This is a genomic window from Loigolactobacillus backii, assembly GCF_001663675.1.
In the GTDB taxonomy this organism is placed as follows: domain Bacteria; phylum Bacillota; class Bacilli; order Lactobacillales; family Lactobacillaceae; genus Loigolactobacillus; species Loigolactobacillus backii.
Genome location: NZ_CP014873.1, coordinates 1906937 through 1930683, shown reverse-complemented (window position 1 = coordinate 1930683; position 23747 = coordinate 1906937). Strand labels below are relative to the sequence as shown.

Sequence of the window (23747 nt, the reverse complement as noted above, 5' to 3'; positions counted from 1 at the left end):
ATAAGAGACTCCCTTTAGTGTATTCTTTAACAATAAAAATGATAGCACAAAGCGGCCGGAAAAGCACCACAACTGCAAATGAACAAAGAAAAAAGGCTGTGCCTAAGCACAACCTTTTTTCTTATTTTGTTAAAGCAGCTTTAACTAGCTTGTTTACAACAGCGCCATCCGCGCGACCTTTAACTTGTGGCATCAAAACTTTCATCACTTTACCAAAATCCTTAGTTGAAGTTGCACCAACTTGTTCAATTACTTGTTGGACAAGTTGACTAACTTCATCTTCGGATAACGGTTGTGGTAAGTAACGTTCCACAATCTTGATTTCTTGTAATAACGGCGTGACTAAATCTTCACGATTAGCCTTTTTAAACTCAGTCAACGATTCTTTTCGTTGCTTAAGTTCTGTCGCTAAAATAGCCAATCCTTCTTGATCGTTTAAATCGTGCCCTAGCTTAACTTGCTCATTAACAACGGCAGCTTTTAACATCCGAACAGTGGCTAATGTCTCTTTGTCCCGCGCTTTCATTGCCGTCTTTAAGTCTGCATTTAACGTATCAATCAGAGCCATCTGATGATCATTTCCTTCATTCACACCAAAAAAGTGTTAGAATTTCTTACGCTTTCTTGCTGCTTCTGATTTTAATTTCCGTTTAACACTTGGCTTTTCGTAAAATTCACGTTTACGGTATTCTTGCAATGTACCATTTTTGGACACAGTGCGTCGGAAACGCCGAAGAGCATCATCAAGAGATTCGTTTTTGCGAACGACTGTCTTTGCCATATGATATCCCTCCCTCCGAGCTCAAGAATGGAATCGTCTTGCAAGATTTCTCCTTCAAAAACTGATTCGGCTTTTATTATACAGATGTAATCGTACCACGTCAATAACTGGACACAATTGTCGTGATTAAATTTATCTTTTTTCGTCGCCTTGGACCGGATAATTATGCTATGATGAAAGCAATTACAATAAGAAATGGCTTATTTACCGATACACAAATAAATTTTTTAATTTTAAAGGAGTCTTTTAAATGGTCGCAAAACAAGAAATCAAATTTTTTATTATTTCTGATTCCGTTGGTGAAACCGCCCTTAATATTGCCAAGGCCGCATTGGCCCAGTTTACGGACGTTTCACCCGTTTACTTTCGTTTTCCCTTCACTAAAACTGAAGAACGGCTTGATGTTGTTTTGAAACAGGCAAGGGAAAAACAACCAATCATTATTCACACATTAGTTACTGCAGGTCTCTCCCATAAAATTAATCAATTTGCCAAAGAAAATAAGTTAGTTTGCTATGATTTATTAAATCCAATTATGTCCGAAATTGTTAAACGTTCTGGTGAACAGCCGCGGGGTGAAGCTGGGGCCATTCATCGGCTTAATGATCGTTATTTTGACCGAATTTCTGCTATGGAGTTTGCCGTTATGTACGATGATGGCAAGGACCCACAGGGTTTCTTAGAAGCTGACATCGTTCTACTAGGTGTTTCGCGAACATCGAAAACCCCACTATCTTTATTTTTAGCTAACCGTAATTTAAAAGTCGCTAATTTACCACTCGTCCCCTCGGCACACATTCCCGGACAACTTTGGAAAGTTGATCCTAAGAAGATCATTGGCCTAACAACGGATATTGCCGTCCTCAATAATTTCCGCCGTGAACGAATGATTGCTTACGGGCTTAACCCCAATACGGCGTACTCTGATACAAAACAGATTACTGAAGAACTCAATTATGCAAGTCAGCTGTACCAAAAAATCGGTTGCTACGTCGTTAACACCGCCCACCGGTCAATTGAAGAAACGGCAACACTCATTTTGGAACACTTAGACTTAGATAATTACGGTAGCCCCAAACCATAATATTAAAATGGCCTTTGCGCCAAAATATCGGCCTCTAAATTAGGGTTAAATTGCTGCCGTTCAAACATTGCAATCTCGTAACCATATGGGGCAAATTTATCCTTACCTTCCCCTTTAACCCACGGTGTCTCCATAATTTTGGGAACAGTGTTAAAACGCTCATCATGAACAATTTGATTAAGCCGCTCGAAACCAATGTAGCCTAAACCAATATCCGCATGCCGGTCTTTATGACTGCCTTGCGGATTTTTTGAATCATTTAAATGAATCACCTTTAGGCGGTCTAAACCAATTACGTGATCAAATTTAGTCATAACACCATCAAAATCAGTTTTAATGGCGTAACCGGCATCACTTGTATGACAAGTATCAAAACAAACACTTAATTTATCGTTCAAGGTAACTCCCGTAATAATTTCGGCAAGCTCTTCAAACGTTCGGCCAACTTCAGTGCCCTTACCGGCCATCGTTTCTAAAGCGATCTGAGTTGTTTGATCACTCCGTAACACCTCATTTAGTCCTTTGACAATATTGGCAATTCCTGCCGCAGAACCTGCTCCAACGTGGGAACCTGGGTGTAACACAATTTGCTTAGCACCAATGGCTTCCGCCCGAACAACTTCTTTTTGCAAAAAATCCACCGCAAAACTAAAATGATCTAATTTTTTAGTGTTTGCCAAATTAATAATGTAAGGTGCGTGAATTACCATGCTTTGCAATCCATGTTCTTGCATGTAAGCCTTGCCGGCCACAATGTTCAACTCAGCAATCGGTTTGCGCCGTGTGTTTTGTGGTGCACCCGTATAAATACTAAAGGTAGTTGCATGATAACTGGCCGCTTCTTTGGCCGAGCCAAGGAACATATCTTTACCGTGCATACTAACGTGGGACCCAATTAATGTCATTTTTTACCCCGCTTCTTTTCATTTCAAATAAATTCCTGTAAAGTTAGCCTAGTACTGTTTTTAGTCCGAGTTTTAGAAAGGAAGTTCAACATGTCTGACTTAAACACAACACTGGCATTACTCACTCATCATAAAACAATTCGTCAATTTAAACCACAACCAATAGCCACAGATATTATTGAAAAATTAATCGCCACTGCCCAACACACAGCAACAAGTAATTTTTGTCAGAACTATTCAATCATCAGCGTTACTGATTCAGCAAAGAAACGGGCCATTGCAGCGATTTCTGGTCAGGATTACGTTGCCAACAATGGACACCTACTAATCATGATTGCTGATCAACAACGAAATCAGCAACTGGCTTTGGCCGAACATGAACCAGATAAGTTATTACACAGTACCGATAAATTTTTGGCGGCGGTCTTTGATACTGTTCTAGTGACACAATCCTTGGTTGTTGCCGCAGAAAGTATCGGCATCGGCAGTGTTATTTTAGGCAGTGTTTTAAACGATGCGCAGCAAATGATTCAATTACTAGAACTGCCACCATTAACCTTTCCATTATTGGGTTTGGCTCTCGGTTATCCTGAACAAGATCCTAGTGAGAAACCACGTTTACCTGAACGGGCGGTTCACTTTACGAACCACTACCCCCGTAAACCAGTTGCACTTACTAACTACAACCAACAAGTTCAAGCCTATTACCAAAATCGCCGGCAAACACCGCGAACCACAAATTATCAACAACACATTGCCCAGAGTATCAGCCAAGAATTAGGTAACCGAGCGGATTTGGCAGCAATCATCCAGGCACAAGGCTTCTTATTGGATTTTAAGACCGATCGGGAGGACCATTAATTATGAGACGTCTCAATCGCCAGCAATCCCTGTACGTTGGTTCATTACTTTTTGGTTTATTCTTTGGTGCCGGTAACCTAATTTTTCCCGTTTTTCTTGGTCAACACAGTGGTCAGAATGTTGGGCCGGCTATTCTTGGGTTCCTTTTAACTGGGGTCGGTTTACCGCTGCTTGGTGTGGTTGCTCTGGGCCTGACCCGTAGTCGCGGTAGCTTTGAACTTGCTAACCGAATCAGTCGGCCCTACGCCTACTTGTTTACCATTTTGCTCTACCTAACAATCGGACCCTTTTTTGCGTTACCACGGCTCGCAACAACGTCTTTTCAGATTGGCATGGTCCCATTCACGGGGCAGCACCAATGGTTACTCGTGATTTTCTCACTTGGCTTTTTCTTGTTGGCCTGGTGGTTTGCACGAAAACCATCTAAGTTGATTGAGATTATTGGTAAATACCTAAATCCAATTTTCCTCATCTTACTCGGTAGCCTTTTGCTGATTGCTTTAATCAAACCATTAAGCAGTATCTCCCAAGTACCAGCGTTGGCAGGCTACCAAAATCACGCCTTTTTTACTGGTTTCACTGCCGGCTATAATACAATGGATGCATTAGCGGCACTGGCCTTTGGCGTTGTCGTTACGGATACTATTATTGGGCTAGGGGTTACAAGGCCCACCGCCATTGCCCGGGATACGGTTCGCGCTGGGTTAATCAGCATGAGCCTAATGGCAATCATTTATGCTTTATTAGCAATAATGGGAACAATGAGTGCTGGCCACTTTAAGCCATCTGCAAATGGGGGCATTGCGCTGGCACAAATTGCCAATTATTATTTTGGTGGCCTTGGCAGCACACTTTTGGCCTTAATTGTAATCATTGCCTGTTTAAAAACAGCCATTGGTTTAATATCAGCGTTTGGTGAATCATTTCACCGTTTGTTTCCTGAAGTAAGCTATCTTGTTTGGATCAGTTTGGCCAGTAGTCTAGCCTGTCTATTTGCTAACGTGGGGTTAACCAAAATTATTGCTTACTCAACTCCGGTTCTATATTTCATTTATCCCTTGGCTGTGACTTTAATGCTGCTGGGAATACTGTCGCCACTATTTCACCATCGCCAAATCGTTTACCTGACAACAACAAGCTTCACTTTCCTAGTGGCTATTATTGACGGACTTAACGTTGCACCGGCAAGCCTACGTCAATTAACGGTTAGCCAGGCCTGCTTAAACTTAGCCCAGCACTACCTGCCACTTTTCAGTATTGGTCTTGATTGGCTTCTACCGGCAATAATTGGTTTTCTGGTCGGTTTGCTCTTAAGTCATTTTTGGCCTAAACAAATTAAATTACCTGTTTAAACTATCCTTGCGGTACACCTAATACGGAGTGCGGTAAAAGTCGGTTTTGGGTTCACTGCGTAACGTAAGCTAATCCAATAACCGTACTATGGTTATTGAATTAGCTGTAGTTAGGCACGTAAACCCAGACTTTTGCCGCACGTTCTAGAGCAATATCCGAAAATAATAAGGACTGGAACGTTTTCGTCCCAGCCCTTATTTTATTCATATTTTTTAATGATCTTAGCCTATAATTCAGGTTTTTACGCTCAGCGCAGAAACTGATCACTTTTCTGACACCTAGTGATTAAACTGTTGGTTCGTAAAAGTGCCCTAAAATTTTAACGGAATCTGAAATACTGACAAAGGCCCTAGGATCAGATTCACGCATCGCAACCTCCAGATCATGCATTTCATAACGGGAAATAACGGTAAATAAAATGGTTTTTTCGTCATGTTGGTAAGCACCTTCAGCATCATGCACAATGGTAATACCACGGCGCATGCGATTTTGAATGTGATCAATCACCCGCTTTGGTTTATCGGTCACAATCATAACTTGCATTTTTTGCTGCCGTGTATAAACCATATCCATTACCTTACCGTTAACGAAAATACTTAATGCACTATAAAATGCGTACGGCCAACCGAAAATAAAACCGGCCGCTAAAATAATAAACGCATTGAAAGTAATATTAATGGTCCCAATACTCCGACCAGTTTTTTTACGTAACACCAACCCAATGATATCTAAACCACCAGTTGAAATTCCATTTTTCAACGCCAGACCAGTACCAAAACCATTTACTGCACCACCAAAAATGGCGCAAATAATTGGATCAAAAGTTAATTCCGTAATCGGAACCAGCTTCATCATGATACTTGAAAAAACAACCGCCATAACGGTAAAAATAGTAAAACGTCGGCCAATTTGGCGCCAAGCTAACACAAATAGTGGTAAATTAAGCAAAAACAGCAAGAGTGGTACTGATAATGAAAATGGTAAAACACGTTTAGAGAGCGTTGCCAGTAATTGAGCAAAACCCGTAATTCCGGAAGCATAAATCTTACCTGGTTGCCAGAAGAAATTCATTGCTACTGAAACACAAATTGAGTAGATAAAAGCTGTCGATGCCCGTGCGGCATATTGATGTTTTTTTAGAATACGCTGTAAATCATCCATTATATCGTTAGTTAGCCTCTTTGTTTTAGAATGACTGAATTATAACATACTCACTTACCAGCTTGAACAAAATACGCTGAATCCTCATTTAAAGTGCGGCCTTTTTCAAAAGTAGATTAATCACCGACTACACGCTTAGGCCGATTTACTTTACAAACCAAGGATTGATGTGAACTACATCTATAACGCCAACTTTTTAGATTTTATAAACCTAATTTTAGCGGTATCAGTGGGTACAATCCCGCTTCATTTGTTTACCTTCCCTACCAGTGCTTTTTAATAAATTTTTCCCGGCCACCCATTTCTTCAATTCGATAGCGCAATGGATCTTTTTTATAAAAATCTTGGTGTGCCTCTTCGGCCGGATAAAATGGTTTGGCTGACTCAATTTTAGTGACAATTGGTTGGGTAAATTTACCACTATTTTCTAATTTATTTCGCGATTCTTCGGCGATCTTTTTTTGCTGTTCATTTTTTACAAAGATTACAGGCCGATAGCTAGCACCACGATCCTGGAACTGTCCCATTGCATCGGTTGGATCAGTTACCTGCCAATATATCTGTACCAGTTGTTTGTAAGAGATCACGGCTGGGTCAAACGTAACTTTAACGGCCTCAGTGTGGCCTGTCGTGTGACTAATAACTTGTTCGTAAGTTGGATTAGCAACATCACCACCTGTATAACCAGAGACGACTTTTTTAATTCCAGGCTGCGTATCAAAAGGCTTCACCATACACCAGAAACACCCACCAGCAAAAATTGCTGTCTCTTCACTCATTTAAGCGTCCCCCTTCGTGAAAAGATTCTTATATTTCGAATAACCGGCCTGATCTAAGTGCGCCACCGGAATAAAACGTAGTGCCGCCGAATTAATACAATAACGCAACCCACCTTCAGCCTGTGGTCCATCAGGAAAAACATGGCCCAAATGTGATTTGGCTTCTTTACTCCGAACTTCAGAACGAAGCATCCCGTGCGAAGAGTCGATATTTTGGTTGAGCTGTGCGGCGTTGATTGGTTTTGTAAAAGATGGCCAACCACAGCCAGCATCATATTTATCTAATGAACTAAATAAAGGTTCTCCGCTAACAACATCGACGTAGATCCCCACTTCATCAAATTGATCGTACTTACCAGTAAAAGGTCGCTCAGTTGCAGCATGTTGCGTTACATCATACTGTAGTGGCGTTAGACGCTTTTTTAAATCATCATTTTCATTATTCTTAGCCATTCTGATCATTCCCTTCATTACGTAATTATACTTATTTATAATTAAGTTGCACGCAATTTGTTTATTAGATGAACTACGCCAACTTGATTACCTGAAGGTCTGGTATCCAAAAAGGGTAAGCTAACCGTTTGGCCGGAAGCTTACTCTTTTAATAATTAAATAATTTAACCCACTTCATCGCGTCCGTTGTGAGTTTCAACTTTTTCTGCCATTATTTTGAGCTTTCACTTTCGGCCGGTGTTGAACTATTAACTGAATTATCGGTAGTTTGTGAAGTGGATGATGCGCTACTACTTGATTCAGAAGATTGTGTTGCTGCATTCTCCGAACCAGAAACCGAACCAGATTTTTCCGAAGAAGCGTTTCTTCTCGCGTCCGGTTGATTCTTTTCCAGCTCACGTTTTTCAACTTCATCCTGGTCAATTCTTTTCTGGAGACTACTATTATCTTTTTGCATTTGCTCAATCTTATTTTGTTTTGCCTGATCCCCATTATACATATAAATACCACCACCAATAACGACTACAAGTAAAATAATAATTATGATCCAGCCAGTCTTTTTCATCACGTTGTGCCTCCTTTAGTTTTAATTTCACTTTAACAAGGAAACAACGTAAGCAGTAAATAACTGACCGACTTCAAAAATAATTTAATTCAAGTTATGATTGCCTCATCAAATAATTGGTGAGGTGATTTTTATTGGATAAACCGGATATTGTTCAAATTAAAATGGATCATTCTGGTTCTCAATCGCGATCTACTATGGCAACAAAAGCCCTGCAAATTAGAGTTGATGCTAATAAATCGGTCGTAGTTTACAATCGAATTAACAACTATATTTTAGAGGCAGTTTTAAAGGCGGTGTTCGCTGGTGATAATTGATCAACGACAGATTCAACAGGTCTTTTTAGTTTGTGGAAAAACCGATTTACGTCGGGGAATCGATGGTTTAGCTGGTGTTATCCAAGATCAATTTGATTTAGATCCATACAATCGCGCCTTATATTTATTCTGTGGAACCAGAAAAGACCGTTTTAAGGCCTTATTTTGGGACGGTGATGGTTTTTTATTACTTTATAAGCGGATCGAAAACGGTCGACTTCAATGGCCGACTGATCAGAATGCACTCCGTAAATTAAATTCTAAACAGTTGACACGATTACTCAGTGGTTGGTCATTAGACGCGACAATTCATCAAACATGTCCGCCTGGACATGAAAGAAGAAAAAATAACTATCCAAATTAGTGTAAGACATGGTAAACTCAATTCAACAAATACGGATTGAGTGGATAAAGCTAATGACACCCGAAGAAGAAATTATAGCGCTACGTAAGCAAGTCGCGGAACTAACTGAAATGGTTGCCTACTTGACTAAAAAAATTTACGGTCAAAAATCAGAACAAATTGATCCTAACCAACTGTCACTACTAGAAGGTAATGACGGTGTTTTTATCACGCCAGAGCAACCTGGCCAACAAAGCGACGCAGATCAAGTACCGGCAAAGAAAAAGCGCAAAAAGACACGGCAAGAAACTCTAAGTCGTGATTTACCAGTAAGAGAAACTGTTATTGATCTACCAACGCAACAATGTGCCTATGGGCACGAGTTGACACCGGTTGGGAAAAAGTTTGTTCGTGAAGAGGTGCATTTCATTCCGGCCAAACTTTATCGAGAACATATTTATACGCAAACCTATAAGTGTTCTGAATGTGAGCTTGAAGCTGGCAGCGCTCATTTGGTGCAAGCCCAAACGCCAGTCGCTTTAATTCCGCATAGTCTCGCCTCGGCTTCGTTAGTCGCGGAGATCATTCATAAAAAGTTTCTATTGGCAACACCACTATACCGACAGTTAGCAGATTGGCAGCGCTTGGGTATTGCGTTATCAGAGGCAACAATCTCAAACTGGATTATCAAAACGAGTCAGTTGGTCGAACCAATTTATAATTTATTACAGCAGCGACTCAGCAACCAACGTTATTTACAGGGTGACGAAACACCGATGCAGGTGTTACGTGAGCCTGGTAAAACAGCAGCCGCTAAATCATATATGTGGGTGGCTAGAACAGTAAAACAAAGTCCGCAGCAAATCATTTTTTATGCTTATGGCAGTACGCGTTCAGGAACCTTTGCGCAAAAGTTATATCGGAACTTTACCGGCATCCTGCAGTGTGATGGCTATACCGGCTATAATCTGTTAGAAAATAGTGTTACGCGTATCGGTTGTTGGGCGCATGTGCGCCGTAAGTTTTACGATGCCACCCAAGCTAATGGTAAGCCAATTAGCAGTGTTCCCTTAGCGCTAATTGACGAGATGTTTGCCTTGGAGCGTCAATGGCAACATTTTTCGCCCCGGGTACGTCGTCGAAGACGCCGTAGTAAAGTGCGTAAATTATTGAAGCGATTCTGGCAGTGGATCGATTCGGCCGACGTATTACCTAAATCACGTTTGGGTAAAGCCGTCACTTACGCGATCGATCAACGATCTACACTAGAGCGGCTAGTCAACGTTGGTATCATGGACTGGAGTAATAATGCGGCGGAGCGCAATATGAAGAGCCTGGTGATTGGTCGAAAGAACTGGCTCTTCAGTACCAGCCAAGCAGGCGCAAGATCAACGGCTATTTGGTTAACTTTAGTGGAAAGTGCTAAAGCTAACGGGCTTGATCCGCGAGGCTATATCACCTATTTATTAAAAACAATGCCCCAACACCCTAGTTTCACCGATTTGGCCCAGCTAGAGGGTTATTTACCATGGAATTATTCTGGGGCAAGACATCAAGATAGAAATAAAGCGTCAAATGAATAGAAGCCAGAAATAGTGGCGTAATGTAAAAGACAAACCGATTTCTCAATTTCGAGAAGCCGGTTTGCCTTTTTTAAACGGTCGATTATTTACTGCTTACGAAACAACAACTAATGCCATAAATAAGCATATAGTAATAGACAAGAAAAACAGCCCCCAACACCCTTTTTAAGGCTAATTGTGGACTGTCCTTATTTTTAACTCGATCTAAGAAGTGTTTGGAAAAGCGCCCAGATTCTAAACCTTACTAGCGTTGTCGATCGGACTAAAATAAACCGAAATCCGAATTGCGGCCAAATACGCTAATAATCTTGATGCTTCATACGATGACCATTCAACTATGGCAATCGCAAGGGCCTGCTTTTTCAAATACTTTTACACCAGGTTAGTCGGGAGAATACTAACAAAAGTATTTACCTGACTAACTTAATGTAAACATAGATTTTGAGAATAGATTCTATTTTTTAAATACGCACTAAACTATCAGCTTTTTTATTCTTTATTTTGATCGTAAACACTAAGATCAAGATCTAATAATTGCTTCGTCGAAACCTTGCCCGGCGCGTTGGTCAACGGATCCCCGGCCTTAGAATTCTTAGGAAAGGCAATGACGTCGCGAATATTATCACGGCCTGACAGTAACATTGCGAAACGATCTAAGCCAATAGCTAGGCCGCCATGTGGTGGAAAACCGTATTCTAAGGCATTCAGCAAGAAACCAAAGCGTTCTTGTGCTTGTTCTTTAGTAAAGTTCAATGCACGCAACATCTTTTCTTGAAGATCGCGGTTATGAATACGAATTGAACCACCACCAAGTTCATAGCCATTTAAGACAATATCATAGCTCTGGGCGTGGGCCTGATGCGGATCCTCACCCTCGTTTAAATAATGAATATCTTCTTCGTTAGGCATTGTGAATGGATGATGTGCGGCCGTCCAACGGTGAATTCCTTCATCATATTCAAACAGTGGCCAATCAACCACCCAGATAAAGGCGTACTTCGATTCATCAATTAGATCAAGCTCATGGGCAAAGAAGGTTCGCAAATAACCCAATGTATCGGCAACAACTTTTTTACGATCGGCCGCAAATAGAATTAGGTCCCCTGTTTTAGCACCCAGCCGTTCATTAATTTCAGTTGCTTGTTCTTTAAAGAATTTTGCAATTGGGCCGCTGTAGCTATCTTCGGTTACTTTCAACCAAGCCAATCCCTGAGCACCAAAACGCTTAACGTAATCTTGAATCTTATCAATATCCTTACGTGAATATTTTTCAGCCGCACCAGGGACGCAAATTGCTTTAACCTGACCGCCAGCTGCGATTGCGTTACTGAAAACCTTAAAATCAGTATCCTTCATTAAATCCGATAAATCTTGTAATTCCATTCCAAAACGCATATCCGGTTTGTCTGAACCAAAGCGAGCCTGGGCCTCGTTCCAAGTAATCCGTGGAATTGGTGTTTTAATCTCAATACCTTTGGTTTCTTGCATAACTTCCTTCAGCAAACCCTCAGTTAAACTTTGAATCTCTTCCGCACTTAAAAAGCTAGTCTCCATATCAATTTGCGTAAATTCTGGTTGCCGATCACCACGTAAATCCTCATCCCGGAAACAACGGGCCAATTGATAATAACGATCAAAACCGGCACCCATTAATAACTGTTTAAATAATTGCGGCGACTGTGGTAAAGCGTAAAAATGACCAGGATAAACACGTGAAGGTACCAAATAATCCCGGGCCCCCTCAGGTGTTGATTTAGTTAAATCAGGTGTTTCAATATCTAAGAAACCATTATTATCTAAATAACGATGAGCCGCCTTAGTGATACTATTCCGGATCCGTAAACCCTTCTGCATTTCTGGTCGCCGTAAATCAAGGTACCGGTATTGCAAACGTAAATCGGCCGAAACATTAATATTATCCTCAATATAAAATGGTGGCGTTTTAGCCTTATTCAGAATTTCTGTGTCATGAATTTCGACTTCAACCTTCCCCGTCTTCATAGAAGGATTGATTGCGTCGTCAGCACGTTTAACAACCTTGCCCTTGGCCTCAATAACGTATTCAGAGCGCATACTATCAGCTACTGCCCACGCATCATGATCGAATTCCTGACTATAGACTAACTGCACGATACCTTCGCGATCACGCAAATCAATAAAAATCAAATTACCGAGATTACGGCGTTTTTGAACCCAACCCATCAAAGTAACTTCCTGGCCAACAAAGGCCTCATCAACTAAACCAGCGTACGTTGTTCGTTTATCCACTACCAATTCACTCCTCTTATTTAACTGCGGTCTTAAAAATAGCTTTAAAATCTGATTCAATTTCTGTAAATGGAACGGTGGTTTCTTCCCCCGTTGCCATATTTTTTAAGTTGGCAGCCTTAGCCGCTAATTCGCTGTCACCAACCGTAATAACGACTTTGGCATTTAAGCGGTTGGCCGTTTTAAACTGGGCCTTAGGTTTACGGTCTAAATAATCACGTTCAGCAGAGAAACCTGCTCCACGAATTGCCTGAATTAATTTTAAGGTCGCCGGAGCAGCAGCAGCACCAATTCCAACCAAGTAAACATCCAATTGGTCATCAACTGGTAACGGTACCTCATCAGCCGCCATAATTAGCAGCAGCCGTTCAACTCCCAGGCCAAAGCCAAACCCTGGAGCATCAGGGCCACCTAATTCACTCACTAGACCATTGTAGCGACCGCCTGCACAAACTGTCATGTAATTACCGCCAAAGGCCTTAGAATTCGACATAATTTCAAAGATTGTGTGGTTATAATAATCAAGCCCGCGCACCATATTTGCATCAATTTCATAGTCAATGCCAAGTGACTCCAGCATTTGCTTAACAGTAGTAAAGTGAGCAGTTGAAGTCTCATCAAGGTAATCCAAAATAGATGGGGCGTCCTTGACAATTTCTTGATCATGCTTATCCTTGCTGTCTAAAACGCGTAGTGGGTTTTTGTGCAAACGTTCTTTGGAATCAGCACTAAGTTCGGCAAAATGTGGTTCTAAAAAGTCAATTAATGCCTGGCGGTATGCTTGTCTAGTTTCCAAATCCCCTAACGTATTGATCACTAGCTTTAAATCCTTCAAACCAAATTGTTTCAATAATTGTAGCGCCATGGCAATTGTTTCAACATCAATGGCCGGGCTTTCACTCCCAAAAGCTTCTACACCAAGTTGGTGAAATTCACGCATACGTCCAGATTGGGGCCGTTCATAACGGAACATTGGTCCCATATAGTAAACCTTAACCGGCTTTTGATGTTCAGGTCCGTAAAGCTTATTTTCAACGTAAGCCCGAACAACACCTGCTGTTCCCTCTGGTCGTAAAACAATGTGACGATCACCTTTATCGAAGAAATCATACATTTCTTTTGTGACAATATCTGAAGTATCGCCTACGGAACGGGAAAAAACATCAAAATTTTCAAACATTGGCGTTCGAATTTCTTTAAATTGGTAAGCCTTAAAAACATCCCGCGCTGTTTGTTCAACGTACTGCCATTTTTCAGACTCGCCTGGTAAAATATCGGCGGTTCCCTTTGGTCGTTGGTATGCCATTTTTTCGAATTCCTCCTTATTATTTTCACTTTATTGCGTACGGATCCGCTAACTCATTATTCTTCTAGCGTTTGGCGTGAACTAGTTAAACTATTTAGCCCGGAAATTTTGCGGCTGGGACAAAAGTTCTAACCCTCTACTATTCCGAGCATTACTCTATAACGTGCACCAAAGGTTTAGGTTCACGTGCCTAACTACAGCTAAGCCACCACGCCTGAGTCTATTCTCCACGTAACACTCAAACTCGATATAATGCTCACTGTGCGCACTTAACGACATTCAGGCATCTTTTCCTGGTGGAAACGAAAAAACACCCCTGTCGCTTTGACAAGGGTGCTGAATTAGCACGGTACCACCTTAAATATAACTTACCCCATATCGCTGGGTCGCGAGACTGACGTCTAACCTAAGAAGTGTCAAATTAGTGCTAACTTTTAGTGGCTTTCAGCAAACCCACTTTTCTGTAAAAAGTTCTGAACGAATTTATCTTCCTCATTGGCCTTTATAATTCAGTTTTTACGTTACCGAATATTGTTTTGAAAGTCAAGTTTGTTTTCAGTATTTGTTGCCAGTAAATTTAAGTCATAACCCATTATCGTGTTTATTTGTTATAATGGCTATAAATCAATTCGGAAGGTGACACAAGAATGCTAAGACGATTCGTACACTGCATAATTCTACTATTAGCCTGTGTCACCTTAATTTTACTGGTTAATCAATCGGTAACCGCTGCAAGTAAAACGATAACCGTTCAGGCAAGCCGCGTGAACGTCCGGATGGGACCGGGTTTGGCCTATGACACCATGACTCAATTAAAACACGGTGCCAAGATTCATATTATAACAACTAAAAACGGTTGGTACCAGGTTCGCCTAGCAAGTGACAAAATTGGTTGGGTAGCAAGCTGGTTGGTTAATAACAGTGAAGTGAGTTCGGCTGCCAATCAAAAAGGCACAATGAATGAAACGATCTATGCCCGTGAACACCCCGATAGTTCTAGTCAAATATTAGGTACGATGACAGCCAATACTCCCGTCACGATTATTTACCAACAAGGTGCTTGGTCCCAGATCATTTTTAAAAATACGGTTGCTTGGTTACCAAGTCACACCATCACCCAACAAAACAACAACCAGCAAACCCAAACTGTCGATCCAACAATCAAAACGATGACCGTTCGCTCTGATCAAGCAAAGTTACGGACTGGCCCGGCAATTAACCACCAGATCATAGCAACCCTTAAAAAACAGGCTAATTTAACCTATATTGCCACGGATGGCGATTGGTACAAGGTCAAAACAGCAGCAGGACAAACGGGTTACATCGCAAATTGGCTAGTCAATCTTAATAGCACAACTCCTAACAATGCAACAAATCTATCCGAGGCAACGATTGTTCTCGATCCCGGGCATGGTGGCCGTGACTCTGGTGCTATCTCGTTAAAAAAGACTTATGAAAAAACATTTACGTTGGCCACCGCTAAGGCGATTGCGGCTCGGCTAAGATCGGCCGGGGCCCGCGTTATCTTAACCCGAAACAAAGATAAGTACGTCGGCCTATCCCCACGACCAGCAATTGCTAAACGGGTGCACGCTGATGCTTTTATCAGTATTCACTTTGATTCTAGCGAGACTGCAAATACTGGTAGCGGTACAACAACTTACTACTACAAAAAGAAAAAGGATTTGGCCCTTGCTAAGGCACTTGATCAACAATTAAAACAACTACCACTTAACAACCGTGGCACCGATTTTGGTAATTTTCTAGTCTTACGGGATAATACCCGCCCTGCCGTCTTGTTAGAGCTAGGCTACATTAATAACAAACATGATTATCGTGAAATTCAAGAAAAGGCCTATCAAAAACAAGTAGCAACAGATGTTTATCAAGGCCTCAGTCATTATTTCAAGCAATAAATGAGTTCAAAGAATCGTAAGCAGTAAATAATCGACCGTTTAAAAAAGGCAAACCGGCTTCTCGAAATTGAGAAATCGGTTTGTCTTTTACATTACGCCACTATTTCTGGCTTCTATTCATTTGACGCTTTATTTCTATCTTGATGTCTTGCCCCAGAATAATTCCATGGTAAATAACCCTCTAGCTGGGCCAAATCGGTGAAACTAGGGTGTTGGGGCATTGTTTTTAATAAATAGGTGATATAGCCTCGCGGATCAAGCCCGTTAGCTTTAGCACTTTCCACTAAAGTTAACCAAATAGCCGTTGATCTTGCGCCTGCTTGGCTGGTACTGAAGAGCCAGTTCTTTCGACCAATCACCAGGCTCTTCATATTGCGCTCCGCCGCATTATTACTCCAGTCCATGATACCAACGTTGACTAGCCGCTCTAGTGTAGATCGTTGATCGATCGCGTAAGTGACGGCTTTACCCAAACGTGATTTAGGTAATACGTCGGCCGAATCGATCCACTGCCAGAATCGCTTCAATAATTTACGCACTTTACTACGGCGTCTTCGACGACGTACCCGGGGCGAAAAATGTTGCCATTGACGCTCCAAGGCAAACATCTCGTCAATTAGCGCTAAGGGAACACTGCTAATTGGCTTACCATTAGCTTGGGTGGCATCGTAAAACTTACGGCGCACATGCGCCCAACAACCGATACGCGTAACACTATTTTCTAACAGATTATAGCCGGTATAGCCATCACACTGCAGGATGCCGGTAAAGTTCCGATATAACTTTTGCGCAAAGGTTCCTGAACGCGTACTGCCATAAGCATAAAAAATGATTTGCTGCGGACTTTGTTTTACTGTTCTAGCCACCCACATATATGATTTAGCGGCTGCTGTTTTACCAGGCTCACGTAACACCTGCATCGGTGTTTCGTCACCCTGTAAATAACGTTGGTTGCTGAGTCGCTGCTGTAATAAATTATAAATTGGTTCGACCAACTGACTCGTTTTGATAATCCAGTTTGAGATTGTTGCCTCTGATAACGCAATACCCAAGCGCTGCCAATCTGCTAACTGTCGGTATAGTGGTGTTGCCAATAGAAACTTTTTATGAATGATCTCCGCGACTAACGAAGCCGAGGCGAGACTATGCGGAATTAAAGCGACTGGCGTTTGGGCTTGCACCAAATGAGCGCTGCCAGCTTCAAGCTCACATTCAGAACACTTATAGGTTTGCGTATAAATATGTTCTCGATAAAGTTTGGCCGGAATGAAATGCACCTCTTCACGAACAAACTTTTTCCCAACCGGTGTCAACTCGTGCCCATAGGCACATTGTTGCGTTGGTAGATCAATAACAGTTTCTCTTACTGGTAAATCACGACTTAGAGTTTCTTGCCGTGTCTTTTTGCGCTTTTTCTTTGCCGGTACTTGATCTGCGTCGCTTTGTTGGCCAGGTTGCTCTGGCGTGATAAAAACACCGTCATTACCTTCTAGTAGTGACAGTTGGTTAGGATCAATTTGTTCTGATTTTTGACCGTAAATTTTTTTAGTCAAGTAGGCAACCATTTCAGTTAGTTCCGCGACTTGCTTACGTAGCGCTATAATTTCTTCTTCGGGTGTCATTAGCTTTATCCACTCAATCCGTATTTGTTGAATTGAGTTTACCATGTCTTACACTAATTTGGATAGTTATTTTTTCTTCTTTCATGTCCAGGCGGACATGTTTGATGAATTGTCGCGTCTAATGACCAACCACTGAGTAATCGTGTCAACTGTTTAGAATTTAATTTACGGAGTGCATTCTGATCAGTCGGCCATTGAAGTCGACCGTTTTCGATCCGCTTATAAAGTAATAAAAAACCATCACCGTCCCAAAATAAGGCCTTAAAACGGTCTTTTCTGGTTCCACAGAATAAATATAAGGCGCGATTGTATGGATCTAAATCAAATTGATCTTGGATAACACCAGCTAAACCATCGATTCCCCGACGTAAATCGGTTTTTCCACAAACTAAAAAGACCTGTTGAATCTGTCGTTGATCAATTATCACCAGCGAACACCGCCTTTAAAACTGCCTCTAAAATATAGTTGTTAATTCGATTGTAAACTACGACCGATTTATTAGCATCAACTCTAATTTGCAGGGCTTTTGTTGCCATAGTAGATCGCGATTGAGAACCAGAATGATCCATTTTAATTTGAACAATATCCGGTTTATCCAATAAAAATCACTTCACCAATTATTTGATGAGGCAATCATAACTTGAATTAAATTATTTTTGAAGTCGGTCAGTTATTTACTGCTTACAAAGAATTGGAGTGGGACACAAGTCTTAGTTCACGTTCTAAAGTAATGTTCAGAATCAAAAAGAGGCTAGGACTTTTGTCCGGGCCTCTTTTGCTAGATTGTATTAGAATTAATGCTTCACAACCAAAATATCATAATTTTGCAGTCCTACTACAAAACGTACGAAAAAATTAGAATTGAGATCAGTCCGGCAATTACCGTGATCCCCATTGATTTTGTTCGTGCCGCAATCAAAAAAACCAACAAGGTTGAAATAACCTCCGCGGCACTATTAACGTTAAACGTGTATGTAGAAGTAACAAACACATCTTTTGCTATTAAAGCAGTAAACAAGGCGACTGGAATGTACTTCATCCATTCATCAAACCAGGCCGGAATTTTACGCTTGGTAAAGTAAAGTAATGGTACAACTCGCGGAATAAAAGCAACAATCGCCGCTAAAATAATCAGTAATAAATAGTCACCGTTAGTCCTCATGGTTGTCGCTCGTCTCCTTTACATCCGTAAATTGACCCTTTCTTCGGTGAAGATGCAGTCCACGCAATAAGAAGGCGTGCTTATGCCCCTCTAAACTATGTTCAATCAGAAAACCAACAAAAGAAGCAATTAGGGTGGCAATTACCAAGCCCATTGTACTTTTAAGGACAATCATCAACCAAACCGATAACATCCCTGATAAAGCAGCGACACCAATCGATAGCCAGTTTTTAACTTGCATAACCATCATGTAACCAAATAGTGCAGTTAAAGTAAAATTAACAATATTAACGTCAAAGTGGATTAAATTACCAATTGTCGAGCCAATCATATTACTAACGGTCCAAAAAAGCATTGAGTAATGATTAACCATTACTGCCTTATGCCCATTCCAATTCTTATCAGTTGCAAACTTAAGGTAATTAATCGCATAATTTTCATCATTCATTGAACTTGCAAAGTACACTAAAAATCCCAGTGATTCTTTTTTCATAAAGGGCGATAAACTAGCCGAAAGTAAGGCATAGCGAAGTTCCAGAAAAAGTAACATTAGAAGTACTTGTAATAAAGGTGCGTGAATCGCCAACATTGAGGCGATTAAAAACTGGGCACCTCCTGAAAAAACAAGAATTGAAACAAGCCCAGTCAAAAGAATATTGAAACCGGAAGAATGTAGTAAAATACCACACGCTAACCCGATCGGAATATAGCTTAAACAAAGTGGCAACGCAATCTTAAAAACTACTAGCCAACCTTGATTTTCTTCATCTACTTCATTCAAAAGTCTGCCTCCAGATTCATGCAATAAACCTAGGTGATTATAACATATCCCTTTTGCCAATTTGTAGTCTTAATTAACCGTTTAACCAATGTAAGGTATCAAATCAGTCAATTGATCAATTGTAATTGTTGCGTTACTGACGCCATGAAAAGCATCAATATCATAAAAGCAGGCTTTAACGCCAGCATTTAAGCCGGCCTCAACATCTAATGGCCGATCACCAACCATAATCGTATTTGCCGCCTTTAATTGATAACGACTAATTAAATATATTAATGACTCTGGGTCCGGCTTACGCTTAAAGTGTTGATCACTGGTAACAAAATCAGTGAATAATTCAGCCAAGCCGTCATGTTCAAGAAAACGAATTGCTCCGCGATCACGGTGTGTTAACAAAAAATTGCGGCCACCTTTATCGATCACTGCCTGACAAGTTTCCAGTGCACCCTTAAGTGGCTTTGGCTCAAGCTGCCGGTCTTCCTCAATTTCATGATACCGCGCCTTGACCTGTTCATTAGACAAACCCTTTAATTCGCTAAAATGTTGAATTGCATAGTGAACCGAACGAACTTTAATCAGACGATAAAGTTCGCCATCTTCAACCTGAATATTAAATTCCTGAAGTGTTTTTTGTAATGATTTTAAAATAATTGGGTATGTATCGTATAAAGTACCATCAAAGTCCCAAATGACAGAATCTAACATCAGTTAAACCACTCCTTCAAAAGTCTAGAACTAGCATAACGTTTTTTAAATTTTCTGTAAATATCTTTTTAATTGACTAACGGTAAAATTAACTAATTAAGCGCTTTTTTTAAATATTTAAAAGAACACTAGAAAATCGTTTTTAGAAATACGTTCTTGCAGAAACATTTTACGCCGGATGAGTTAAAAACACACTTTAACCACTGCCAGTTCATTTATTCTCAGTATCAAATAAAATAGTCACCGGGCCATCATTAACCAATTCGACCTGCATATCAGCACCAAACTCTCCCGTTTCAACGGGAACCGATTGGGCTAAGGCTTGATTAAATTTCCGGTATAACATCTTTGAACGCGCTGGATCACCAGCACCTTGAAAGCTCGGCCGGTTACCCTTTTTGGTATCCGCATAAAGCGTAAACTGCGAAACCGACAAGATCGCGCCGCCAACTTGTTCTAGTGAGCAATTCATTTTACCCTGCTCATCTTCAAAAACACGTAATTTAATAATTTTATGAACTAAATAATCTAAATCGGCCTGCTGATCTGCATCGGAAAAAGCAACCAACACTAAATAACCACGTTTGATGGCCCCAACGACTTGCCGTTCAATTGTCACCTGTGCCGAACGAACGCGCTGTAAAACGACACGCATTAAAAATTCCCCCTGGTAAGTTTCTTAAATTTGAGCCACTAAAAAAAGAGCTATTTCAAAGGCACTCCTTCATCGTACCAAATTCTGACGAGGAAATCAGTTACGTTTGCGGATCACTTTTAAAAAAGCTCTGTTTAAATCCTATTTTATTGCGGATACCCCAAAACTAAATTGTTTGGTGTTCTTTATTAATTAAGCGTGATTTTTTAAGAGTACCACCATTTGTTTCATCACTACTCTTATTCGCTGGCCCGTCTAACACTATAAACATCAGGAATATTTTTGATGCTATCAATCAGCCGGGTTAGATGTGCCAAATTTGTAATCGCAACGGTCACGTGGATGGTTGCCATGTTATCATGGTCAACCTTGCCACTAACTGAGGTTAGGTTTTTAGTTTGTGAATTTAAATTCTGTAAAACATCGTTGAGCAGGCCTGAACGATTATAGCCATAAATTTCCAAATTAGTATCATAACTAACACCCTTGGCCCCCGTATCTTCCCACTCAACCTCAATTAAACGATTTTCAGCATCTTGGGCATTTTGCACATTAGGACAGTCGGTTCGGTGAATCGAAACGCCACGTCCCTTGGTCACGTACCCCACAATTGGATCACCAGGAACGGGATTACAGCACTTACTCAAGTGAACCAATAAATTATCGACCCCTTGAATAACAACACCACCTTCATGCTTAATTTTTAGGGGTTGTTCTTTAGTTTTAGTCTTGGCCTGTTGATTGGTCGGTTTGGCATCCGAATTCAAAACAGCTTTGGCCTGCTGATCCTGAGCTACTTTTTCCCGTGCCTTACGCGCCTTTTCAGTTAAACGGTTACTGACCGCCAACGGCGAAAGTTCACCATAACCAACAGCAGCCAGCAGCTCCTCTTCCGTACTAAAATTAAATCGATCTAGGATTTGACCAAGTGTCTCGCGATTTAAGAAATCCTTTGGCAAAAAATCCATTTCGGCCAATTGCTTTTCCAGCATATCCCGGCCCTTTTCAACATTTTCGGACTTATCTGCTTGTTTGAAAAAGCGTTTAATCTTATTTCTGGCCTTACTGGTGTTAACTAAATTAATCCAATCACGACTGGGCGTAGAATTAGGCGAAGTTAAGATATCAACAATATCCCCATTTTTAAGTTGGTAATTAAGTGGCACAATTTTGCCGTTTACCTTTGCGCCAATCGTTTTATTACCTACTTCTGTATGAATGGTATAGGCAAAATCTAACGGGCCAGAACCCTTAGATAGTTCGTAAACATCGCCCTTAGGTGTAAATACATAAACCCGGTCAGAGAAAATGTCACCCTTAACACTCTCCATAAAATCGGCAGCATCAGAAGTTTCATCCCCAAGCTCTAAAATCTCCCGGAACATATCGATGCGCTTACCATTTGAATCATATTTAACTTCGTCTTGTTTGCCTTCTTTATAGGCCCAATGCGCTGCAACACCATATTCGGCAACTTGGTGCATTTCTTCTGTTCGAATTTGAATTTCCAACGGCTTACCTTTAGGCCCAATAACGGTCGTATGAATGGATTGGTACATATTGGCCTTAGGCATTGCAATATAGTCCTTAAAGCGACCAGGCATTGGCTTCCATTTAGTGTGAATGGCACCTAAAACGGCATAACAATCTTTAATCGAATCAACAATAACCCGGATTGCCTGTAAGTCATAAATTTCTTCAAATTGTTTGTGCTTATCACGCATTTTTTTATAGATCGAATAAATGTGTTTTGGCCGTCCATAAATTTGGTATTTGATACTGAACTCAGTCATTGATGACTTGATTTCCGTGATAGCCTCGTTGATGTAGGCCTGCCGCTGTGTTCGCTTAGAATTCATCAAATGGACAATTCGGTAATACTGTTGTGGATTAAGGTAACGCAATGAAATATCTTCTAATTCCCACTTAAATTGACTAATCCCTAAACGATCGGCCAAAGGTGCGTATATCTCTAACGTCTCATTAGCAATGCGCCGCTGTTTATCCGGTCGTAAATGCTGTAATGTTCGCATATTATGCAACCGATCGGCTAACTTAACCATGACTACCCGTAAATCTTTGGCCATCGCTAAAATCATTTTACGGTGATTTTCCGCTAAGGCATCTTTATGAGCAACGTACTGGATTTTGCTTAATTTTGTTACACCATCAACAATAATAGCAACATCAGTACCAAATAACTCTTTAATATCGCCTAGTGTAACGTTTGTGTCCTCAACAACATCATGTAAAAACCCAGAGGCAACGGTTGCCGGATCCATCTCAAGTTCAGCCAAAATGGCCGCAACCTGAATTGGGTGGATAATATAAGGCTCCCCGGACTGCCGAAATTGTTCTTGATGGACGTAGGTAGCAAAATCAAGCGCCCGTTTAACGAAAGCGACATGCTCTGAGTTCATATAGGTCTTAACCAACGCCATAATATCATCGGCAGAGTATTCTTTATCTTTTGGCATAGCCGCCACACCCCTTTTACTTTGATACAAAAATAGCACGATAACGTGAAAACGCAACGTGCTCAATATTTTCAGTAATCACCTAAATTATACCTAAGGTCAGTCATTTTGCAACTGAGATTGGCTTTTTTAACCCATAACTCAAATAGCTAAGGCATAGATAAATTAGGGCGAACCAATAAGCATATTTTCCGTATAAAAAATAAACTGCAAGTGTAAATAAAAATGGAAAAATCAAAATTAACCAAGCTGGCCGTTTTTTTCGAGCAACTTGAAGACCAAATAAAATGGCCGCAATCCCATTAACAATTATAAATCCCCACCCAATTCGAATCACGGAACTAATGTGTAGTGCTCGTGAAATTAGTGGCAAAATAAAAGTTAACAATAAACTAATTAAAAAGTAACTAGTGACTGGCATTAATAAAATTTGTTTTATTTTTGTCAAAATAGCGCCTCGCAATTCATTGGATTTTCTGACTAGGATGTTTATTAGAAGTTACTTTTACTAGTATTCACCTGATCGCTTTAGTGTAAAAATATCTGAATCCATCTTTTTGTAGTATTCTGCAACCAAATTAGTTTAGATGTGTCTTAAAGGCGGATTCTTGCGCTTACTAGGCACCAACTTATTAGTAGGACCCGAATGGCCAACGTCTGCAACAGGGA

The 23747-nt window shown here is 40.7% G+C and carries 25 protein-coding genes; 7 read left to right on the top strand and 18 right to left on the bottom strand.

The genetic code is table 11. The features are described from left to right. Positions 1-121: 121 nt before the first annotated feature. Together AYR53_RS08750 and rpsU are read right to left on the bottom strand one after the other, a co-directional pair. Positions 122-568: a GatB/YqeY domain-containing protein gene (locus AYR53_RS08750; protein WP_068224494.1), complete on the bottom strand. Its 447-nt coding sequence runs from the start codon at positions 566-568 to the stop codon at positions 122-124. Between the two features lie 36 nt (positions 569-604). Further along, positions 605-781, bottom strand: coding sequence for a 30S ribosomal protein S21 (gene rpsU / locus AYR53_RS08745; protein WP_068224497.1), 177 nt, complete (start codon positions 779-781; stop codon positions 605-607). A gap of 250 nt (positions 782-1031) precedes the next feature. Between rpsU and AYR53_RS08740 the strand changes: the two genes are divergently transcribed. Next, positions 1032-1865, top strand: coding sequence for a pyruvate, water dikinase regulatory protein (locus tag AYR53_RS08740; protein ID WP_068224499.1), 834 nt, complete (start codon positions 1032-1034; stop codon positions 1863-1865). A gap of 2 nt (positions 1866-1867) precedes the next feature. Here the strand turns inward: AYR53_RS08740 and AYR53_RS08735 are convergent, their stop codons facing one another. Continuing rightward, complete coding sequence (locus AYR53_RS08735) at positions 1868-2770, bottom strand: deoxyribonuclease IV (protein ID WP_068224501.1); 903 nt, start codon at positions 2768-2770, stop codon at positions 1868-1870. A gap of 90 nt (positions 2771-2860) precedes the next feature. On the opposite strand from AYR53_RS08735, the gene AYR53_RS08730 reads away from it, so the two are divergent. Beyond that, entirely contained in the window at positions 2861-3631 is a 771-nt protein-coding gene (locus AYR53_RS08730) for a nitroreductase family protein (protein WP_068224503.1), read from the top strand. Continuing rightward, positions 3631-4983 carry a branched-chain amino acid transport system II carrier protein gene (gene brnQ, locus AYR53_RS08725; RefSeq protein ID WP_068224508.1) on the top strand — a complete coding sequence of 451 codons (1353 nt, stop codon included), beginning with the start codon at positions 3631-3633 and terminating at the stop codon, positions 4981-4983. Before AYR53_RS08730 ends, brnQ begins: the two co-directional genes overlap by 1 nt. Before the next feature lie 286 nt (positions 4984-5269). On the opposite strand, the gene AYR53_RS08720 is transcribed toward brnQ, so the two are convergent. From AYR53_RS08720 to AYR53_RS08705, 4 genes are all read right to left on the bottom strand, one after another. After that, positions 5270-6145 carry a YitT family protein gene (locus AYR53_RS08720; RefSeq protein WP_068224510.1) on the bottom strand — a complete coding sequence of 292 codons (876 nt, stop codon included), beginning with the start codon at positions 6143-6145 and terminating at the stop codon, positions 5270-5272. A gap of 263 nt (positions 6146-6408) precedes the next feature. Continuing rightward, the gene (gene msrA / locus AYR53_RS08715) at positions 6409-6924 is read right to left on the bottom strand and encodes a peptide-methionine (S)-S-oxide reductase MsrA (RefSeq protein ID WP_068224515.1); all 516 of its coding nucleotides are present in this window, start codon (positions 6922-6924) and stop codon (positions 6409-6411) included. Then, positions 6925-7377 carry a peptide-methionine (R)-S-oxide reductase MsrB gene (gene msrB, locus AYR53_RS08710; protein ID WP_068280774.1) on the bottom strand — a complete coding sequence of 151 codons (453 nt, stop codon included), beginning with the start codon at positions 7375-7377 and terminating at the stop codon, positions 6925-6927. It abuts the gene before it with no gap. Between the two features lie 211 nt (positions 7378-7588). After that, complete coding sequence (locus tag AYR53_RS08705; RefSeq protein WP_125636215.1) at positions 7589-7945, bottom strand: hypothetical protein; 357 nt, start codon at positions 7943-7945, stop codon at positions 7589-7591. A gap of 131 nt (positions 7946-8076) precedes the next feature. Between AYR53_RS08705 and AYR53_RS08700 the strand changes: the two genes are divergently transcribed. Genes AYR53_RS08700 through tnpC (AYR53_RS08690) form a run of 3 tightly spaced genes read left to right on the top strand, consistent with a single transcriptional unit; the run spans position 8077 to position 10185 of the window. After that, positions 8077-8259, top strand: coding sequence for a hypothetical protein (locus tag AYR53_RS08700; protein WP_068222411.1), 183 nt, complete (start codon positions 8077-8079; stop codon positions 8257-8259). After that, positions 8249-8623 (top strand): IS66 family insertion sequence element accessory protein TnpB, encoded by a 375-nt coding sequence (gene tnpB / locus AYR53_RS08695; RefSeq protein WP_068222408.1) that lies wholly within the window; start codon positions 8249-8251, stop codon positions 8621-8623. Before AYR53_RS08700 ends, tnpB (AYR53_RS08695) begins: the two co-directional genes overlap by 11 nt. Positions 8624-8676: 53 nt before the next feature. Beyond that, a complete protein-coding gene (tnpC, locus tag AYR53_RS08690; protein ID WP_068222405.1) occupies positions 8677-10185 on the top strand; it encodes an IS66 family transposase in 1509 nt (502 codons plus the stop codon). Positions 10186-10674: 489 nt separating this feature from the next. On the opposite strand, the gene aspS is transcribed toward tnpC (AYR53_RS08690), so the two are convergent. Both aspS and hisS read right to left on the bottom strand, forming a co-directional pair. Further along, positions 10675-12453, bottom strand: coding sequence for an aspartate--tRNA ligase (gene aspS / locus AYR53_RS08685; protein ID WP_068224524.1), 1779 nt, complete (start codon positions 12451-12453; stop codon positions 10675-10677). Positions 12454-12469: 16 nt separating this feature from the next. Continuing rightward, entirely contained in the window at positions 12470-13759 is a 1290-nt protein-coding gene (hisS, locus tag AYR53_RS08680; RefSeq protein WP_068224527.1) for a histidine--tRNA ligase, read from the bottom strand. A 647-nt stretch (positions 13760-14406) separates the two neighbouring features. On the opposite strand from hisS, the gene AYR53_RS08675 reads away from it, so the two are divergent. Next, positions 14407-15675 (top strand): N-acetylmuramoyl-L-alanine amidase, encoded by a 1269-nt coding sequence (locus AYR53_RS08675; protein WP_068224529.1) that lies wholly within the window; start codon positions 14407-14409, stop codon positions 15673-15675. A gap of 113 nt (positions 15676-15788) precedes the next feature. On the opposite strand, the gene tnpC (AYR53_RS08670) is transcribed toward AYR53_RS08675, so the two are convergent. The 9 genes from tnpC (AYR53_RS08670) to AYR53_RS08630 all read right to left on the bottom strand — a co-directional run bounded on the left by tnpC (AYR53_RS08670) (position 15789) and on the right by AYR53_RS08630 (position 23526). Then, positions 15789-17297, bottom strand: coding sequence for an IS66 family transposase (gene tnpC / locus AYR53_RS08670; protein ID WP_068222405.1), 1509 nt, complete (start codon positions 17295-17297; stop codon positions 15789-15791). A gap of 53 nt (positions 17298-17350) precedes the next feature. After that, the gene (gene tnpB / locus AYR53_RS08665) at positions 17351-17725 is read right to left on the bottom strand and encodes an IS66 family insertion sequence element accessory protein TnpB (RefSeq protein ID WP_068222408.1); all 375 of its coding nucleotides are present in this window, start codon (positions 17723-17725) and stop codon (positions 17351-17353) included. Further along, the gene (locus AYR53_RS08660; RefSeq protein ID WP_068222411.1) at positions 17715-17897 is read right to left on the bottom strand and encodes a hypothetical protein; all 183 of its coding nucleotides are present in this window, start codon (positions 17895-17897) and stop codon (positions 17715-17717) included. The genes tnpB (AYR53_RS08665) and AYR53_RS08660 overlap by 11 nt, the downstream gene beginning before the upstream one ends. A gap of 236 nt (positions 17898-18133) precedes the next feature. After that, positions 18134-18460: an AzlD domain-containing protein gene (locus tag AYR53_RS08655; RefSeq protein ID WP_068224533.1), complete on the bottom strand. Its 327-nt coding sequence runs from the start codon at positions 18458-18460 to the stop codon at positions 18134-18136. Continuing rightward, complete coding sequence (locus tag AYR53_RS08650) at positions 18450-19241, bottom strand: AzlC family ABC transporter permease (protein ID WP_068280776.1); 792 nt, start codon at positions 19239-19241, stop codon at positions 18450-18452. Before AYR53_RS08650 ends, AYR53_RS08655 begins: the two co-directional genes overlap by 11 nt. Positions 19242-19322: 81 nt before the next feature. After that, complete coding sequence (locus AYR53_RS08645) at positions 19323-19946, bottom strand: HAD-IA family hydrolase (RefSeq protein ID WP_068224539.1); 624 nt, start codon at positions 19944-19946, stop codon at positions 19323-19325. Between the two features lie 211 nt (positions 19947-20157). Next, a complete protein-coding gene (gene dtd / locus AYR53_RS08640) occupies positions 20158-20601 on the bottom strand; it encodes a D-aminoacyl-tRNA deacylase (protein WP_068224542.1) in 444 nt (147 codons plus the stop codon). A gap of 239 nt (positions 20602-20840) precedes the next feature. Further along, a complete protein-coding gene (locus AYR53_RS08635; RefSeq protein WP_068280785.1) occupies positions 20841-23078 on the bottom strand; it encodes a RelA/SpoT family protein in 2238 nt (745 codons plus the stop codon). Positions 23079-23181: 103 nt separating this feature from the next. After that, positions 23182-23526, bottom strand: coding sequence for a hypothetical protein (locus tag AYR53_RS08630; protein ID WP_068224549.1), 345 nt, complete (start codon positions 23524-23526; stop codon positions 23182-23184). Positions 23527-23747 lie beyond the last annotated feature (221 nt).

What these genes read in the sequence shown, in the direction of transcription:
- dtd (WP_068224542.1), bottom strand. Translation starts at nt 20,601, where the DNA reads ATGCGTGTCGTTTTACAGCGCGTTCGTTCGGCACAGGTGACAATTGAA.
- hisS (WP_068224527.1), bottom strand. Translation starts at nt 13,759, where the DNA reads ATGGCATACCAACGACCAAAGGGAACCGCCGATATTTTACCAGGCGAG.
- AYR53_RS08740 (WP_068224499.1), top strand. Translation starts at nt 1,032, where the DNA reads ATGGTCGCAAAACAAGAAATCAAATTTTTTATTATTTCTGATTCCGTT.
- AYR53_RS08750 (WP_068224494.1), bottom strand. Translation starts at nt 568, where the DNA reads ATGGCTCTGATTGATACGTTAAATGCAGACTTAAAGACGGCAATGAAA.
- AYR53_RS08635 (WP_068280785.1), bottom strand. Translation starts at nt 23,078, where the DNA reads ATGCCAAAAGATAAAGAATACTCTGCCGATGATATTATGGCGTTGGTT.
- AYR53_RS08675 (WP_068224529.1), top strand. Translation starts at nt 14,407, where the DNA reads ATGCTAAGACGATTCGTACACTGCATAATTCTACTATTAGCCTGTGTC.
- AYR53_RS08645 (WP_068224539.1), bottom strand. Translation starts at nt 19,946, where the DNA reads ATGTTAGATTCTGTCATTTGGGACTTTGATGGTACTTTATACGATACA.
- msrB (WP_068280774.1), bottom strand. Translation starts at nt 7,377, where the DNA reads ATGGCTAAGAATAATGAAAATGATGATTTAAAAAAGCGTCTAACGCCA.
- tnpC (WP_068222405.1), bottom strand. Translation starts at nt 17,297, where the DNA reads ATGACACCCGAAGAAGAAATTATAGCGCTACGTAAGCAAGTCGCGGAA.
- msrA (WP_068224515.1), bottom strand. Translation starts at nt 6,924, where the DNA reads ATGAGTGAAGAGACAGCAATTTTTGCTGGTGGGTGTTTCTGGTGTATG.
- AYR53_RS08720 (WP_068224510.1), bottom strand. Translation starts at nt 6,145, where the DNA reads ATGGATGATTTACAGCGTATTCTAAAAAAACATCAATATGCCGCACGG.
- AYR53_RS08730 (WP_068224503.1), top strand. Translation starts at nt 2,861, where the DNA reads ATGTCTGACTTAAACACAACACTGGCATTACTCACTCATCATAAAACA.
- rpsU (WP_068224497.1), bottom strand. Translation starts at nt 781, where the DNA reads ATGGCAAAGACAGTCGTTCGCAAAAACGAATCTCTTGATGATGCTCTT.
- tnpC (WP_068222405.1), top strand. Translation starts at nt 8,677, where the DNA reads ATGACACCCGAAGAAGAAATTATAGCGCTACGTAAGCAAGTCGCGGAA.
- AYR53_RS08735 (WP_068224501.1), bottom strand. Translation starts at nt 2,770, where the DNA reads ATGACATTAATTGGGTCCCACGTTAGTATGCACGGTAAAGATATGTTC.
- AYR53_RS08655 (WP_068224533.1), bottom strand. Translation starts at nt 18,460, where the DNA reads ATGAGGACTAACGGTGACTATTTATTACTGATTATTTTAGCGGCGATT.